This window comes from Bradyrhizobium liaoningense (genome assembly GCF_018130955.1).
Classification (GTDB): domain Bacteria; phylum Pseudomonadota; class Alphaproteobacteria; order Rhizobiales; family Xanthobacteraceae; genus Bradyrhizobium; species Bradyrhizobium liaoningense_C.
In genome coordinates, this window is sequence record NZ_JAFCJM010000020.1 from 49,625 (window position 1) to 64,246 (window position 14,622).

Annotated in this window: 19 protein-coding genes; 10 read left to right on the top strand and 9 right to left on the bottom strand. The window is 64.0% G+C overall.

What is annotated here, in order from left to right; genetic code table 11:
* The first annotated feature begins 68 nt into the window (after window positions 1-68).
* The 5 genes from JQ632_RS18555 to JQ632_RS18575 all read left to right on the top strand — a co-directional run bounded on the left by JQ632_RS18555 (window position 69) and on the right by JQ632_RS18575 (window position 4,478).
* Window positions 69-1,043 carry a DUF2778 domain-containing protein gene (locus JQ632_RS18555; RefSeq protein ID WP_212404008.1) on the top strand — a complete coding sequence of 325 codons (975 nt, stop codon included), beginning with the start codon at window positions 69-71 and terminating at the stop codon, window positions 1,041-1,043.
* A gap of 66 nt (window positions 1,044-1,109) precedes the next feature.
* Window positions 1,110-1,367: a hypothetical protein gene (locus tag JQ632_RS18560; protein WP_212404009.1), complete on the top strand. Its 258-nt coding sequence runs from the start codon at window positions 1,110-1,112 to the stop codon at window positions 1,365-1,367.
* A gap of 214 nt (window positions 1,368-1,581) precedes the next feature.
* Window positions 1,582-2,091 carry an SMI1/KNR4 family protein gene (locus JQ632_RS18565; protein WP_212404010.1) on the top strand — a complete coding sequence of 170 codons (510 nt, stop codon included), beginning with the start codon at window positions 1,582-1,584 and terminating at the stop codon, window positions 2,089-2,091.
* 113 nt (window positions 2,092-2,204) lie between these two features.
* A complete protein-coding gene (locus JQ632_RS18570) occupies window positions 2,205-3,701 on the top strand; it encodes an ATP-binding protein (RefSeq protein WP_212404011.1) in 1,497 nt (498 codons plus the stop codon).
* A gap of 120 nt (window positions 3,702-3,821) precedes the next feature.
* Window positions 3,822-4,478: a DUF6064 family protein gene (locus JQ632_RS18575; protein WP_212404012.1), complete on the top strand. Its 657-nt coding sequence runs from the start codon at window positions 3,822-3,824 to the stop codon at window positions 4,476-4,478.
* A gap of 83 nt (window positions 4,479-4,561) precedes the next feature.
* Here the strand turns inward: JQ632_RS18575 and JQ632_RS18580 are convergent, their stop codons facing one another.
* From JQ632_RS18580 to JQ632_RS18600, 5 genes are all read right to left on the bottom strand, one after another.
* Window positions 4,562-5,149 (bottom strand): class I SAM-dependent methyltransferase, encoded by a 588-nt coding sequence (locus JQ632_RS18580; protein WP_212404013.1) that lies wholly within the window; start codon window positions 5,147-5,149, stop codon window positions 4,562-4,564.
* Between the two features lie 66 nt (window positions 5,150-5,215).
* Window positions 5,216-6,064: an SDR family NAD(P)-dependent oxidoreductase gene (locus tag JQ632_RS18585; protein WP_212404081.1), complete on the bottom strand. Its 849-nt coding sequence runs from the start codon at window positions 6,062-6,064 to the stop codon at window positions 5,216-5,218.
* Between the two features lie 180 nt (window positions 6,065-6,244).
* Window positions 6,245-7,252 carry an AraC family transcriptional regulator gene (locus JQ632_RS18590; protein WP_249152229.1) on the bottom strand — a complete coding sequence of 336 codons (1,008 nt, stop codon included), beginning with the start codon at window positions 7,250-7,252 and terminating at the stop codon, window positions 6,245-6,247.
* Between the two features lie 5 nt (window positions 7,253-7,257).
* The gene (locus tag JQ632_RS18595; protein ID WP_212404082.1) at window positions 7,258-8,106 is read right to left on the bottom strand and encodes an oxidoreductase; all 849 of its coding nucleotides are present in this window, start codon (window positions 8,104-8,106) and stop codon (window positions 7,258-7,260) included.
* Between the two features lie 199 nt (window positions 8,107-8,305).
* Entirely contained in the window at window positions 8,306-8,776 is a 471-nt protein-coding gene (locus JQ632_RS18600) for a DUF2147 domain-containing protein (protein WP_249152230.1), read from the bottom strand.
* Between the two features lie 360 nt (window positions 8,777-9,136).
* Here JQ632_RS18600 and minC point away from each other — a divergent pair, with 360 nt between their 5' ends.
* From minC to JQ632_RS18620, 4 genes are all read left to right on the top strand, one after another.
* The gene (minC, locus tag JQ632_RS18605) at window positions 9,137-9,838 is read left to right on the top strand and encodes a septum site-determining protein MinC (protein ID WP_212404015.1); all 702 of its coding nucleotides are present in this window, start codon (window positions 9,137-9,139) and stop codon (window positions 9,836-9,838) included.
* A gap of 21 nt (window positions 9,839-9,859) precedes the next feature.
* Window positions 9,860-10,675 carry a septum site-determining protein MinD gene (minD, locus tag JQ632_RS18610; protein WP_212404016.1) on the top strand — a complete coding sequence of 272 codons (816 nt, stop codon included), beginning with the start codon at window positions 9,860-9,862 and terminating at the stop codon, window positions 10,673-10,675.
* On the top strand, window positions 10,672-10,953 hold the full coding sequence (gene minE / locus JQ632_RS18615) for a cell division topological specificity factor MinE (protein WP_212404017.1): 282 nt from the start codon (window positions 10,672-10,674) through the stop codon (window positions 10,951-10,953). The genes minD and minE overlap by 4 nt, the downstream gene beginning before the upstream one ends.
* 92 nt (window positions 10,954-11,045) lie before the next feature.
* On the top strand, window positions 11,046-11,231 hold the full coding sequence (locus JQ632_RS18620) for a hypothetical protein (protein ID WP_212404018.1): 186 nt from the start codon (window positions 11,046-11,048) through the stop codon (window positions 11,229-11,231).
* Between the two features lie 72 nt (window positions 11,232-11,303).
* On the opposite strand, the gene JQ632_RS18625 is transcribed toward JQ632_RS18620, so the two are convergent.
* From JQ632_RS18625 to JQ632_RS18635, 3 genes are all read right to left on the bottom strand, one after another.
* Window positions 11,304-11,546: a hypothetical protein gene (locus tag JQ632_RS18625; RefSeq protein WP_212404019.1), complete on the bottom strand. Its 243-nt coding sequence runs from the start codon at window positions 11,544-11,546 to the stop codon at window positions 11,304-11,306.
* A 113-nt stretch (window positions 11,547-11,659) separates the two neighbouring features.
* The gene (locus JQ632_RS18630) at window positions 11,660-12,787 is read right to left on the bottom strand and encodes a hypothetical protein (RefSeq protein ID WP_212404020.1); all 1,128 of its coding nucleotides are present in this window, start codon (window positions 12,785-12,787) and stop codon (window positions 11,660-11,662) included.
* 186 nt (window positions 12,788-12,973) lie between these two features.
* On the bottom strand, window positions 12,974-13,351 hold the full coding sequence (locus JQ632_RS18635) for a hypothetical protein (RefSeq protein WP_212404021.1): 378 nt from the start codon (window positions 13,349-13,351) through the stop codon (window positions 12,974-12,976).
* Window positions 13,352-13,476: 125 nt separating this feature from the next.
* On the opposite strand from JQ632_RS18635, the gene JQ632_RS18640 reads away from it, so the two are divergent.
* The gene (locus tag JQ632_RS18640; protein WP_212404022.1) at window positions 13,477-14,262 is read left to right on the top strand and encodes an SDR family NAD(P)-dependent oxidoreductase; all 786 of its coding nucleotides are present in this window, start codon (window positions 13,477-13,479) and stop codon (window positions 14,260-14,262) included.
* Here the strand turns inward: JQ632_RS18640 and JQ632_RS18645 are convergent, their stop codons facing one another.
* On the bottom strand, window positions 14,263-14,499 hold the full coding sequence (locus JQ632_RS18645) for a DUF6894 family protein (RefSeq protein WP_212404023.1): 237 nt from the start codon (window positions 14,497-14,499) through the stop codon (window positions 14,263-14,265). It lies immediately after the preceding gene.
* Window positions 14,500-14,622 lie beyond the last annotated feature (123 nt).

The following is a 14,622-nucleotide window of genomic DNA, read 5'->3' on the forward strand; positions in this document are numbered from 1 at the left end:
TTTCCGACGCAAGGCATGCCGAAAGGCTGTTGTCGCGCCGCCGCCGTATCGGGCGGGGGGAGACCATTATGCTGTCGCTCGCTGCGATGGCGCTGTCGCTTGGTGCTGCGGCCTGGATCGCCGACGTAGATTCGGCAGCGCCTTTTGCCTCCGCAGCCCTGACCCCGGGCCCCCAAGCCTCGTTTGCCGACCGCTTTGCCCCGCCGATGGCGAGCGCGCCGGCCGGCCCCGATTCCAGCATTCGGCCGCTTGAGCGTTCGGCGGTCAGCGCGTTCCGCCTCAAGCTCCAGGATGCCAAGGCGCTCCTGGCCCAGCAGCTGCTCTACCAGGACTGGCGCGCGGGCCTTTCCGAAGATACCGATGACGACGACGCGCCGGCCGAGGACGCCAGGCAACCGGTGCAGAAGACCGAAATCCCGATGCCGCGGTCGCGGCCGGCCCAAGCCGATATTGCGGCCCAGATCGCGTCCAGCCAGGCCTTTGCCAGCACAACGCCCGCGACCGACAACCGCACGATGCTGCAAAAGCTGGGCGATTTGTGGCCCGGGAAGATCCGACTGGCGTCGCTGACGCCGGGCGACGGTCTATTCCGCAAGGGGCCTGACCTCGCCGCCCTCGGCTATGATTCCCAGACCGCGGTCTACGACATCTCAGCGCGGGCGGTGTACCTGCCGGGTGGTCTTGTCCTAGAGGCGCATTCGGGCATGGGCAACCTGAAGGACGATCCGGATCACGTGGACAAGCGCATGGTCGGTGCCACACCGCCGGCCACCTACGACCTGAAGCCGCGCGAAAAACTGTTCCACGGCGTGCGGGCCCTGCGCATGACTCCGGCCGAGGGCAGCAGCGCGCTCGGGCGCGTCGGCCTGTTGACCCACAGCTACATGCTCGGGCCGGGCGGCGATTCCAACGGCTGTGTTTCCATCAAGGACTACGAGCGGTTCCTGAAGGCCTACGACAATGGCGAGTTCAACCGCCTCGTCGTCGTGCCGAACCTGAGCGGCGCGGCCTCCGCATCACGCCGCACGACCTCCGACTCCTGACACCTGTCGAAACGGCGCGCGCTTGCGTTGTCGTTTCGTTAAGCCGTCCTCCTCCAGAAGCAGCGTATGAGCGACCCGTCCAATTCCGAAACCCCGCTGCGCACCACGTTCAAGATTCGCCTGAACGGCGATACGCTGGCGATTGCGACCGTCGGCCAGGCCTATCAGTTCCTCACCAACTTCAACTCGGTCGAGTGGATGGAATTCCGCACGCTGCATGACGAGGCCGTCGCGGCGCTCGAAGGCGCGGCCGAGAACGCGATGCTCTCGGTGCAGGCGACGAATGCCGTCCGCGCACTGTTCGTGAGCGCGAAGCTGCTCTGAGAACTGCGTCACCGTCACCCTGAGGTGGCCGCTTCTTCAGCGGCCCTCGAAGGGCGACGGCCCGGCTGCATCGGGGCCGTTCATCCTTCGAGGCTCCCCACGCGACGCGCTGCGTCGCATGGTTCGCACCTCAGGATGACGGGTCGAGCTCTCGAACCACTTCTCGCACTGCTGCGACGAACACCCGGACCTCATTGGACAGGGAGCATGTCGCATGGACCTCGCAAAATTCATCTCCGGGATCGATTGCGGCGATGCGTCGAAGCCGACGGCCGCCGCGCTCGAGGAATTCGAGGCCAAAATCGGCTGCCGGTTGCCGGACGACTATCGCCTGTTCCTGCTGGCCTGTGCCGGCGGCTATTGTAATGCTGGCGCTGAATTCAACTGGCCGCACGGAGACTGGGCCGGTGCCGTCCAGATGGTCGGGGGCTTGCGTCAGGACGATCCCGACTCTTCGCTGCTCCACGCGCGCAACGAGCCGCAATGGCCGACCGTCGACGAGTTGCTCTGGATCATGTGCGACCACGGTGGCAATCCCATCTGCATGACGATCGATCCGGCGCATTTCGGCCAGATCTGGTTCGTCGACCATGAACTCGCCGAATACGAGAAGCCATGGACCCTGGCCGAGGCGATGTCGGACAATTGGGGCTACGTCCTGCCGCTCGCGCCGTCGTTCAGCGAATTCATCGCTGGACTTTACGAGGAAGCGCAGGCGGCCTGATTCTCGCGCCTACAGCCGTGTGGACGACGCAGCTGTGGGCCCTCGTTGCGCTCGACGGGCCCCGATCGGGTTGTTAATCCCGCTCTCCGCTGGGGGAGAGTTTGAGTCGGAATATGACTGTTGCGATCGAGATGGGGCACACGAGCGCCGGCGCCCCCGCGACTCTCGACCTCGAGGAGTTGCTTGCGACACGCCTGCTGGTGCAGGGCAATTCAGGTTCCGGCAAATCCCATCTCTTGCGGCGGCTCCTGGAACAGAGCGCCGCCTGGGTGCAGCAGGCCATCATCGACCCCGAAGGCGACTTCGTGACGCTGAACGAGGCTTTTGGTCACCTCGTGATCGATGCCGAGGACCATACCGAACGGGGCCTTCAGGTCGCGGGCGAGCGGGCGCGCATCCACCGCGTCTCGACCGTGCTCAATCTCGAAGGGCTGGACGCCGAAAACCAGATGCGGCGCGCCGCGGCCTTCCTCAGTGGCCTGTTCGACGTCGAGCGCGACCACTGGTATCCGATGCTCGTCGTGGTGGACGAAGCCCAGCTCTTTGCTCCCGCCGTCGCGGGTGAAGTTTCGGACGAAGCGCGAAAACTTTCGCTCGGCGCCATGACCAATTTGATGTGCCGCGGCCGCAAGCGCGGGCTCGCCGGCGTGATTGCGACCCAGCGCCTGGCAAAGCTCGCCAAGAACGTCGCGGCCGAGGCCTCCAACTTCCTCATGGGCCGGACCTTCCTCGACATCGACATGGCGCGCGCGGCCGATCTGCTCGGCATGGAGCGGCGGCAGGCCGACGCCTTCAGGGACCTGGAGCGCGGACAATTCATGGCGCTCGGCCCGGCGCTCTCCCGCCGCCCGCTCGGCCTGCGCATCGGTTCGACCGACACGCGCGCGCGCAATGCCAGCCCAAAACTGATGCCGCTCCCCGAAGCCGCGCTCGAGGATGCGCGCGCCGTGATCTTGGCGGCCCCGCCGCCCGAGGCCGGCCGGCCCCAGCGCCGGCCGTCACCGGATCTTCTTGACCAGCTCCGGGCGGCAAAGGCGGCGGCGACAGAAATCCGTCCCGAGGCGATCGAAATTCCCCTCAGCGCCGAGCAGATCGCCGAGCTGCGCGAGCGGGTCGACGGCATCCTCAGCGCGATCCTCGCCGAGCCCGATGCGGGATTTCGCGCTGTCGGCGTGCTCTATCAGGAGTTCGTGGTTCGCTGCCGCATCGAGGGCCTCGGTTCTGATGTGCCTGACCTCGGCGAATTCCGCCGCATGCTGACGCGCGCTCGCGCAGGCCTCGGCTCCGATCTCGCTGATGACGAGGCGTGGGAGGACGTCACGCTTCGCGCCGGGATCTTGCCGGAGGATATGCAGGGCGTCTTCATGATGATCGCGCGCGCGGCGAAGGAGGGCTGGCCGTGCCCGAGCGATATCGCGATCGCGCGCGCCTATGGCTCGCACTCGCTGCGCCGCGCCCAGCGCCTGCTCAGCTACATCGAGGAGCAGGGGCTGATCGTCTGCCAGCTCGACGGCGCCGGCCGGCGCATCGTGACGCTCGTCGAGCTCGCCTGGGCGACGGCGCCGGGTGATCCCAATGCGGAAGAGGCGATGCAGAGCCGGGTGGGCTGAGCTTCGCGAAACCCGCGCTCCAGGCTCCTTGCTCGCCTCCTGGGGTGACGGTTTGCGTCAAGTCAAAGGGCGTCTCCTGAGCGGCGGCTATAGCTGGAATCGGGAGGCAGGGTGACCCCAATGCTACCCTTTGCGCAGGACGAGTTCCTTGCGGTCTTTGTGGCGTATAACAGTGCCATCTGGCCGGCCCAGATCGCCGCGTACCTGCTCGGCGGTGTAGCGGTTGCGTTGCTGTTTCGAAGAGGCCAGCTCGCGGATCGCGTGATCGCCGGAATCCTGGCTGCGATGTGGCTGTGGACGGGGATCGCATATCACGCACTCTGGTTCTCGCAAATCAACAAGGCCGCCTATCTCTTTGCGTCGCTGTTTATCGCCCAGGGCATTTATCTCCTATATGCCGGCGTGTATCGTTGCCAAATTCGCTTCGGATTGCGATCGGACCTTGCAACCGCGGTCGGCGTCGCATTGGTCGCCTATGCTGCGATCATCTACCCACTCATTGGCGTCATCGTTGGCCACAGCTATCCGGAGCTGCCGATGTTCGGCGTGACGCCGTGTCCCGTCACCGTCTTCACGCTGGGATTTTTTCTGCTGACGACGGAGCGCCTGCCGCGCTCCCTTCTTGTGGTTCCCTTCGCTTGGTCGTTGATCGGCGGAAGTGCCGCCATTCTCCTTCACGTGCCGCAGGACTGGTTGCTTCTGGCCAGTGGCTGCATCGTGGTCGTGCTGATTGTCCTCAGGGACCGGCGGGCGGCGGCCGGTGTCGGGACGGCATGACGGCGTACCTGCGATCGGCCAGGGTTCACGGGCTCGACGTCTGCGAGTCCGAGGCCGCCGTCGGACAGAACATCCGAGTCATTTCAGAGGCGCCGCTGGGGGCGCCGTCGGATGCGATAGACGGATGCCGGGGGGATATTGAGCGCCGTTCGTCCGACCAGGCTGGCCTTCAGTCCAAGACGATCGAGAATCGGCCGTGGCACCGGACAACGCGGTCCGTATGTGAACTGATAGAGCGTGCCTCCCTCCTGCATGTGGCGAAAGGCTCCGGCCAGGATTGCGATCACTTTGCGCGGCGACATCGACAATAGCGGCAGCCCGCTGACAACCGCAGAGGCTGGCGCCATGAACGGCTCGTGTTGCGAGAGTTGGCGCGCATCCATCCAGAGCAAGCGCGCCCTCGGAAAACGCTGCTGCAAAAGGCGGACGAAATCTGAGCCGTATTCGACGAGCAACAGGTCGCGTTCCGGCACACCGCGCCGTATGAGCGCCTTGGTGAAGATACCGGTCCCAGGCCCCAGTTCGATCACCGGTCCGGTGCCGGGTACGATCTCCTGCGTCATCAGGCGCGCCAGCGATTGACCTGATGGCGCTACGGCCGAGACTTGCCAGGGATTGGAAACGTACGAGCGGAAGAACTGAAAGAAGTCTGCTACGGCGCTGGCGTTCATCACTGTCCTCTCTTTCCATTCACGACAAGCAAACGGACGCGTTTCATGAAAGGCGGCAGGGCACGACTACGATGCGATGTTGTGCTGCCTTGCATCGCCTTGCGCTGCGTTGGAAAGAGGCTCCCACGCTTCCCACGTCGCGAGCCGCTCGGCGTAGGCAGCGCGGGCTCGCGGCAATCCTTCCGTACCGACAAAGAACCGCAACGGAGGGTTCTTGGCGTCGACGATCTTCAGGATCGCATCGGCCGTCGCTTGCGGATCCCCGAATGCGAGCTTGGCGCCCGCCGCAAACATCTCTGCCCTTGTATTGCTGTAGGCGTCAATGACGGGCGAGATCCTGAGCGAAGCCATGCTGGCGAACCCTGTCGCGTAGGCGCCCGGCTCGAGCAGCGTGACCTTGATCCCGAAGCTCTTGACCTCCTGCGCCAGACTCTCATGAAGAGCTTCGAGTGCGAACTTCGAGGCGTTGTAGAACCCGGTGATGGGACCGGCAACGACGCCCGCGACGCTCGATACACCGATGACATGGCCGCTGCGCTGCCGTCGCAGCAGGGGGAGGGCGGCCTGAATGACCCGAAGGGAGCCGAAGACGTTCGTGTCGAACTCGGCACGAACATCGGCCTCGCTTGCCTCCTCGATCGCGCCAACGAGTGCGTAACCCGCGTTGTTGAGGACGACGTCCAATCTTCCGAAGTGCATGTAAGCCCTGGTCACGACGTTCTGGACCGCGTGAGCATTGGTCACGTCCAGCGTCATTGGCAGCACCGCGTCACCGTAGCTGTCCGCAAGATCAGCGACGTCCGCCATGATGCGGGCGGTGGCCGCTACCTTGTCGCCGCGCTTGAGGGCGGCCTCGGCCCAGATGCGGCCAAAGCCGCGCGATGCCCCGGTGATGAACCAGACTTTGCCAGACATGCGATATCCCTTTGTGAGTTGAGTTGGTCTGCAGGTTTTCTCGTAGCGCCGGGAGGGTCGATCGGCAGTGGCGAACCGCGCCAACGAAGTTGCCACAGGCGCCAAAGAAGATGCAGGACATGCGGAGGGCAAGGCGCTCTCAGTATCGCCTCAATGTTGGCTGCGTTCGGCTCCGAACGGTCAGTGAACCTTGTTGCCGTGCAGCTCGCGCCAGCGGCTTGGCGTCACGCCTTCCCAGTATCGGAAAGCGCGATAGAAGGAGCTTGCATCCTGGTAGCCCAGCAGGCACGCGACCTCATCGATTTCAGCCGTTGGATCCGACAGAAGTTGCCGCCCGAGTTCTTGACGCGCCTCAACGAGTAACTCACGGAAGCTCGCACCTTCCTCGGTTATGCGCCGTTGGAGGGTCCGCTCGCTAGTCCCAAGGTCACGCGCCACGTCCGACAGTTCCGGCCGTCCGCTCGCAAGGCTTCTCTTGAGTACGACCTTCACTTGCTCCTTGATCGAGCTGCGCGCTTGCAGCTCGCCTAGTGCCGACGCCAGTGCTGGCGTCAGAATTTCGAGCAGTGCTTGGTTGTGCCCCGGAAAAGGACGATCCAGGTCAGCGGTTTTCAGGATCAGCAGGTTTCGTGCCGAGCCATAACGGATCGGACATTCAAAATACTTCTGGTAGACATCGCTGCTGGGGCGGGAACGGACCAGCTCCACGCGTTTCGGCGTCAAGTGTTGCCAGGTGCCCCGACGCCCGAGTTCGACCAGGGTTGCGAAGGTCACGTCCGTCGAAATCGAGGGCTCAGGTTCGCTTGCGTACGGCCACTCTGCCGTGATCGTGCATTCGTCTTTGCTCTCCTTAACCTGCAATTGCTCGGGCGAGCAAAGCCGCTTGAAACGTGCAATGCGGAGCAGTCCGTCGCGATAATCCCTTGCGTAGAACGCAGCCAGGCTCGACGGGGGATGAACGGCCGATTCGGTACTCTGGACCAGCCTGAGACCGAGACCGGGCTCGGGCTTCAACTCCTCAAGGGCCTTCCAGAGAGCAAAGAACTGCGCAGTGGTGACCTGCCCCTGTTCGTTCAGGTGCAAGGTTGCGGGCAACTTGGCCTGTCGCAGCAGTGCCGCCGGCGGGACCCCGATCTGCTCCACGGTCTGCCAGAAGGCCCGTGGCACCTTGCATCTGTCTGCTGCCATCCCACTCATTGCCGGTCCCGATCCCAGCGCATCTGACTCATGATCACGCGATCGAACATGCGATCGCCGAACCACTCGCGGATCTTGATCATGGGCAAGGCGTACTTGCCAGCGACGTAGCGTGTACGCGGCTTGGCCTCATTCACGGCCTTGGAGACGACGTCAGCGATGACGGTCGGGTTTGTGCCGCGCCCCTGCCCATAAGCATCCCGGGTCGATTTCGCGACCGCGTGCGTCAGCCTGGCATAGGGGCCTGTACCTGAGCGCTTGAGCAGTCCATTGGCAACCACGTCACCGAATCCTGTCTCGATCAGGCCAGGCTCGACCACAACCACTTTGATGCCGAACGGAGCGAGTTCGAGCCGCAGACAATCGGACCAGCCTTCGAGTGCATGCTTGGTTGCGTGGTACCATGAACCGAGCAAGGTGTAGATCTTGCCGCCCATCGAGGTGATGTTGATGATCGTCCCGGAGCGCTTCTCCCTCATTTTCGGCAGCAGGAGCTGCGTCAGCCGGGCGGCACCGAACAAGTTCACTTCGAACTGGTACCTCGCTTCGTCGATGCCGACGTCCTCAACGGGACCGTACAGTCCGAACCCGGCGTTGTTGACGAGCACGTCGATGCCGTCGACTTCTTCAAGGATGGCGTCAACAGCCGCTTTGATCTCGGTGTCCTTGGACACGTCCATACGCAATGGCTTCGCGCCGAGCTTTGCGAGGTCGCCCATTTTCTCGATGCTACGTGCAGCAACGTAGACCTGGAAGCCGTCCTTCATCAGGCGCTTTGCGATTTCCTTCCCCATGCCGGAAGAAGCTCCGGTCACGAGCGCAGTTCTCTTCGATTTGTCAGACATGCCAACCTCTCTTCGTTCTCGGTTATCTTGTGGGGCCTCCATGAAGCGAATTGACTAACAGAGCGCGCCAATAGACTTGCACAACGCGCCAATTCCGACGACTGTTTTAAGTCATTGTACATGCGAGGAAATTCGCGGAGGAAGGCGCGGCACATGGGCCGCGCCTTGGCAAGGCGGTTCGGAATTGCCGGAAACCTGCTCACCCGCGGGCGCGGTGGAAAGTGCGGGTTTGCCCCATGGCTGGAAGGCCGAGATATCCTCTCAGGTGCATCTTGCCGTCCTTGACGGTGGCCTTGCAGTTGTAGGTGCGGCCCGACGAGGCATCGTAAATCGAGCCGCCGCTCCACTCGCCGTCTCCCCAGCGCAAGCCCGTGATGAAGACGATGTTCTTAAGGGTCCGCGAACGCAGCGCGGGGTCAGGGTTCTTGGCGTCCTTCTTGAATGTGACATTGTCCGCTTCCACGATCTCGTTGCCGTAGAGCATGCGCGCCTGGAATTCCGCTCCGGCCTTGAACATGTCGAGTTTGACGGTGCCGTCGTCCGCTTCCCAGGTCCCGACGATCGTATCGGAGGCAGACGGCTCGCCGTGAGCCATCGGCATCAATCCGATGTTCAGTGTCGCCATGAGCAGGAAAATTGCGGATCGTCGGGAAAGCAGGGCTGTTTGCATGTTGTGTTCCTTGATTTGCAATTGGGAGGAGCGATCAAGTCGTTCGCTCGGTGGGCTCGCAGGTGTCTGTAGATTTCGGCGCTGGAGCCGGCAGCGGCAGAAGGCGCCAGCCGAATTGCGCGACGCGCCAATCAAGGGGCATGACGTCTCAAGCGAGGGCTGGACTAATCTCTTGCGCGCTGTCTCCCGATGTCGTCCTGGCGTTCGCCAGGACGACTCCAGAGCGAGGTGGGGCCATTAGCTCTTAATGGCTGACACGGCTATCCCCCGGTTCCGCGTAACCCCACGGAGAAGTTAACCCGCCATTAACCATCCCGGGTCGATCATTAACCATTCAATAACAAGGACGAGTCGGCCGCCATGGAGGCAGCAGCAGCAAGACCTCAACGCCAGTTGGTGCGCCTGCGCGGGCGCTCCTATGTTGCCTTCGTCTTCGTGCCGACGGTGCCAATCGTCGACTGGCTGCAGGAGATCGACGCGACCATCGCGCGCTCGCCGGGATTTTTCGTCGGCCGGCCGGTGGTGGTTGACCTGTCGTCGGTGGACCTCAGCCAGTCCGGCATCACCCATCTCCTGGCGAGCCTTCAGGAACGCAACATCCGCGTACTCGGCGTCGAGGGGGTGGAGGAGGCGCGGCTGACGCCGGCGATGCCGCCGCTGCTCACCGGCGGCCGTGCCTGCGCGATCGAGCAGAACGCGCCGAAAAAGCCGGCGGCCAAGATCGACCTCAAGCCGACCTCGCTGCTCCTGGAGCACCCGGTGCGCTCCGGCCAGACCGTGATTTTCCCCGAAGGGGACGTGACCATTCTCGGCTCGGTGGGATCCGGGGCCGAGGTCGTGGCGGGCGGTTCCATCCACGTCTATGGCGCGCTGCGCGGCCGCGCCATGGCCGGTGTCAACGGACACTCCTCCGCGCGGATCTATTGTCAGAAGATCGAGGCTGAACTGCTTGCAATTGATGGATTTTACCAGACCGCGGACGACATCGACGCCGCCTTGCGCGGCAAGCCGGCCCAGGCCTGGCTACAGGGGAATACCATGCGAATTACAGCACTGAACTGACCAGAAAAGGAGACATTTCAGATGAGTAAGGTACTGGTCGTGACATCAGGCAAGGGCGGGGTCGGCAAGACCACGACCACAGCCGCCCTTGGCGCGGCGCTGGCGCAACGCGGCGACAAGGTCGTCGTCGTCGATTTCGACGTCGGCCTGCGCAACCTTGACCTCGTGATGGGCGCCGAACGCCGCGTGGTGTTCGACCTCATCAACGTCGTGCAGGGGGTGGCGAAGTTGCCGCAGGCGCTGATCCGCGACAAGCGGCTGGAGAACCTCTGGCTGCTGCCGGCCTCGCAAACCCGCGACAAGGACGCGCTGACGGAGGAGGGCGTAGGGAGCGTCATCTCCGACCTACGCTCCCGGTTCGACTGGGTGATCTGCGACAGCCCGGCCGGCATCGAGCGCGGCGCCTCGATGGCGATGCGCTTCGCCGACGAGGCTGTGATCGTCACCAACCCTGAAGTCTCCTCGGTGCGCGACTCAGATCGCATCATCGGCATGCTCGATTCCAAGACGGTCCGGGCCGAGCGCGGCGAGCGGGTCGAGAAACACATTCTCATCACCCGCTACGATCCCGCGCGCGCCTCGCGCGGCGAGATGCTGACCATCGACGACATCCTGGAAATTCTGGCGACGCCCTTGCTGGGCATCATCCCCGAAAGCCAGGACGTGCTGAAAGCCTCCAACGTCGGTACGCCCGTGACGCTGTCCAATGCGGACGGTGCGCCCGCGCGGGCCTACATGGACGCGGCGAAGCGGTTGTGTGGCGAAAACATCCGGATGTCCGTGCCTTCGGAGAAAAAAGGCTTCATGGATCGCCTCTTGCGACGGAGGGCGGCATGAGCATGGGTCTGCTCCGGCTTCTGCGCGGCAAGAAGGCGTCTGCACCGGTCGCTCGCGAGCGGCTGCAGATCCTGCTGGCGCACGAACGCGGAATGCGCGGTCAGCCCGATCTGCTCGGTGTGCTGCGTGAGGAAATTCTCGCTGTCGTCTCCAAGCATGTGAAGCTCGACCCGACCAAGGTCATCGTGCGGCTCGAACGCGGCGACGAGGTGTCGACGCTTGAGGTCGACATCGAGGTGCCCAACGATTTTGAACGCAAGCGCGTGGCGGTCGCGTAGGGAACCGGACATCGGCTGAACCGTTGATCGGTAACCGCGGTGGATCTTGCGAGACCCGCCGCGGTTTCGACGTGTCAAACGGGAGAGCGCCCATGATGTCCGAGCTCCAGGTCCACACCATCGCGCGACAGATGCTCGAACGGCACGGTTATGCCGCGATCGCGAAAGCCGCCGAGCAGGCCCAGGCCTGTGAAGGGCGCGGTGAGGCGGAGGATGCCAAGGAATGGCGTCACATCGAGGACGCCATGAAGATCATCCGCGGACCGCATCAGAGCTGAGTGCGCGTGAAGAGAACGCGTCAAGACTAGGCGCTAAAGCTCCGTTCCGATGTCATCGGAACGGAAAATGCCTCAGTGTTGCTGCTGGTCGCCGGCCTGTGCGGGCGGCCGATGCGGCGTCTGCGTTTGGCTGTTGCGCTCGCCGGTCTCCTTGCATGGGAGCTGGATCCACGACCCGTCGTCCGCCTGCTGATAGGCGCTGCAAGCTGTCGATTTATCCTCGCCTTTCTGGATCTCGGAGTTCTTCGCAAGCACCGGTGTGGTGAGGGCCGCGAGCGCCATGAACGCGGCGGTGGCGGTTGAGGCAATCCGCATGGACGTTCTCCGTCTGGAAGCTGCATCCATGCTTGTGAGGATTGTGACGATTATTGGCCGCGCGGCGGGTTCCATCGCCGCGTGCTTAACTCGGCGAAAACGAAGGCGAGGTTTCACTGCCCGGCGGGCTCGATCGCGATGCCGTTGCGGCGGGCGCAGGCGCGCAGCCAGCCGATCACGCCGCCATGGACCGAGAATTCGTACTTGTCCTCGACCTTGCTTGCCCTGAGCTCGAAAACGGAGCGCTTCTCGATCGCGGCCAGGAGCGCGTTGCCGTGCTGCGGAAACAGGCCGATCTCGTCGTGACCCTGCATCTGCGCGGTGACGGCCGGAAACGGCTCGCCGCCGACTTTCAGCGTCGCCTCAAGGGGCGCGCCTTCCGGCAGATCGAGCTTGGAATCCTTCACCATCATCGAAAAACCCTTCAGCCGGCTTGCCATCAGGAAGGTGCCGAACCGGCGCGGAGGGGCGTCGCCTGGGATCACGTAATGACGGCGGATGAAGCAGACGATGATGGTGCCGTCGCGGTTGCGCAGCTCCGAGGCATCCCAGCCCTCGATCTTCTGCTTGTCCTCGATGCCTGGCGGGCCGGCCGGTGTCGGCTGCATGACCGCGATCTTCGGCGAGCGCGGGCGCGGCGTGGGCATGTCTGGCGCATTGGGATCGGTCGGCCTGTCGATCGCGATGTCAAAGGTCTTGCCGCATTGCTTGAGCCAGCCAAGCGCGTCCTGCGGAAGGTTGACGGTGATGGCGCCGGAATCGACGCCGGCGCCATCCGACCGCAGCGTGACAGATTGGGCCTTGCCGAGTGCTGCGAGCGCGCCATCGGCATCGCCGGGGTGCAGCGCCAGCGCCGTGCCGACGGTGAACCCCACGGCGGGAAAGGTCCGGCCGTCGATGATGACCTCGCCCTGGTCGTCCAGCACCTGTTCGCTCGGAAGGCGATCGTCCATCATCGTGAAGACGAGGCCGGAGCCGCGGCTGATGTTCAGTGCAAAGCGGGTCTCGACCTTGCCGCTTCCGTTCGCGCGCGGCCTGAGGGCGACCAGCACGCATTGGCGGACCTGGCCGTCGGGACCGGTCTGGGGCAGGGCGCTCCAGGCACCTTGGGGAAAGCGGACCTGCTGGCCTGCGACGGGCTTGTCGGCCGGTCCCGCCAGGGCGACCGGCGGCACAGCCGCAGCGAGCAGCGTTACCAGCGCGGCCGCGGCTTTCCCAAAATGTCCAGAGCTTGCCGGCATGGGCCCCTCGCGCGATGTCCTCTGCGGATTGGACGCGGAGGGCCGGGCCGAGGTTCACGGACGGCGCACCGTCCGTGGCCCAGAGGTTAGAACTTCCGTTCCGATAGAATCGGAACGGAAGCTCTGGATTCCTATTTTGACGCGTTTTCTTGACGCGAACCGGTGTCCACTTCGCTGGAAAACGCTCTAGTTGTTGCGAATGAGGCCGGCGAGGACGGCTTTCTGGGTGTCGCACCAGGTCTTCATGCCGAGGCGGCGCTGATCCATGTCGGTGGCCTGGGTCGCGACCGCGACCTCGGCCATCAGATCGTCGTCCTGCTTCTCGCCCATCTTGCCGCCGGTATGCATGAAGGCGATCGCCTTGCGGACCTTCTCGGTCGTGCCGTCGGGCAGGTGCATGTCCTGCGCCCGCTGCACCATGCCTTGGTAGACGACATCCGTGCCGGGGCATTCCACCTTGGCTGCAAACGCCTGCAGCACCATCGTCACATAGACTGACCGCGGCTCAGCCTGAGCGGGTGCAGCAAGCAAGAGCAGGCCGGCGATCAACAAACCGTAGCGCATTCCAATGTCCTCCCGTTTTTTGGGAGGCTAGCGTCCGCTGCGCCGCTCTGCAATGGGCCGTGCGCCGGATTGTCGATGGCCGCGCGGCCGCGCTATCGTGAACGCCTTTGGTCCGGGAGTCCGACATGAGCCTGTTGAGCACGCCGTTCGATCCCGCGCGCGACACGGCAATCGTGACCGGCGCCGGCAACGGCATCGGCCGCGCCATTGCGCTGGCCCTCGTCGGCGAGGGCGTGCGGACGGTGTTTGCCGACGTCAGCGAGGAGCGGGTGCGTGCCGCGATCAAGGCGGTGGCCCGGCCCGAGCTTGCGCTGCCCTGGGTCGGCGATCTCTCCAGTCTCGAAGCCTGTGATGCATTGCTTGCGGCCGCGCACGCAGCTTTCGGCGACGTCACGCATTTCGTGCACAGCGCATCGCCGCCGCGACGGGAGGCCGATCACGCGCTCGCGGTCGATCGCCGGACGTGGCAGGAGATGCACGCGGTCAACCTCGATGCGGGCTTTCATCTGTCGCGCGAGATCGCGAAGCGGCTGATCGCGGCGAAAGAGCCCGGCTCGTTCCTGTTCCTCACCTCGCTGCACGCGGGCACGCCGCGCAACCTGCCGCATTATTCGACCGCAAAGGCGGCGATGGCGATGCTTGTGAAGGAGCTCGCGAAGACGTATGGCCGCTACAACATCCGCGTCAACGCGCTAGTGCCGGGCGCAATCGCGGCGGGCGGCTTCGTCGCCGATCCATCGCTTGCGCGGCACATTCCGCTCGGCCGTCTCGGCGAGGCCAGCGACCTCGCACCGATGGCGCTCGCCGTGCTCTCGAACCGAGTGTCGGCCTATATCACCGGCGCAGCCTTCGTCGTCGACGGCGGACTGTCGCTGACGAACTGGTTCGAGCCGCCGGCGCTCGAGGGTTGATTAGCTCGATCGTCGCCAACTCGGCACGGGATCGAGCGGCGTGCGATAGAGTTCGTTGTGATCGCGGTCGGTGACGCGCACTGCGCAGCCCTTGCTCTGAAGCTCGGGCTTCACTTGCGACAGCTCGCTCGCCAACTGGTGGGCGCGATCGGAAGCGACCTCCAGGTCTTCGAGGATAATGCCGCCCTGGTTCTTGAACTCTTCACCAACCACAAGATCGAAGTAGTAGTAAGGCATCCGAATTCCCCGAGTCCAATGTCCTCAAGTCCAAGTTCATGAGGGATCGTATCACTGAGTCGATCGTTATCGAATGAACACGTCGCGCAATCTCTGTGCGTATGGCGCAAAAATCATGTGCAG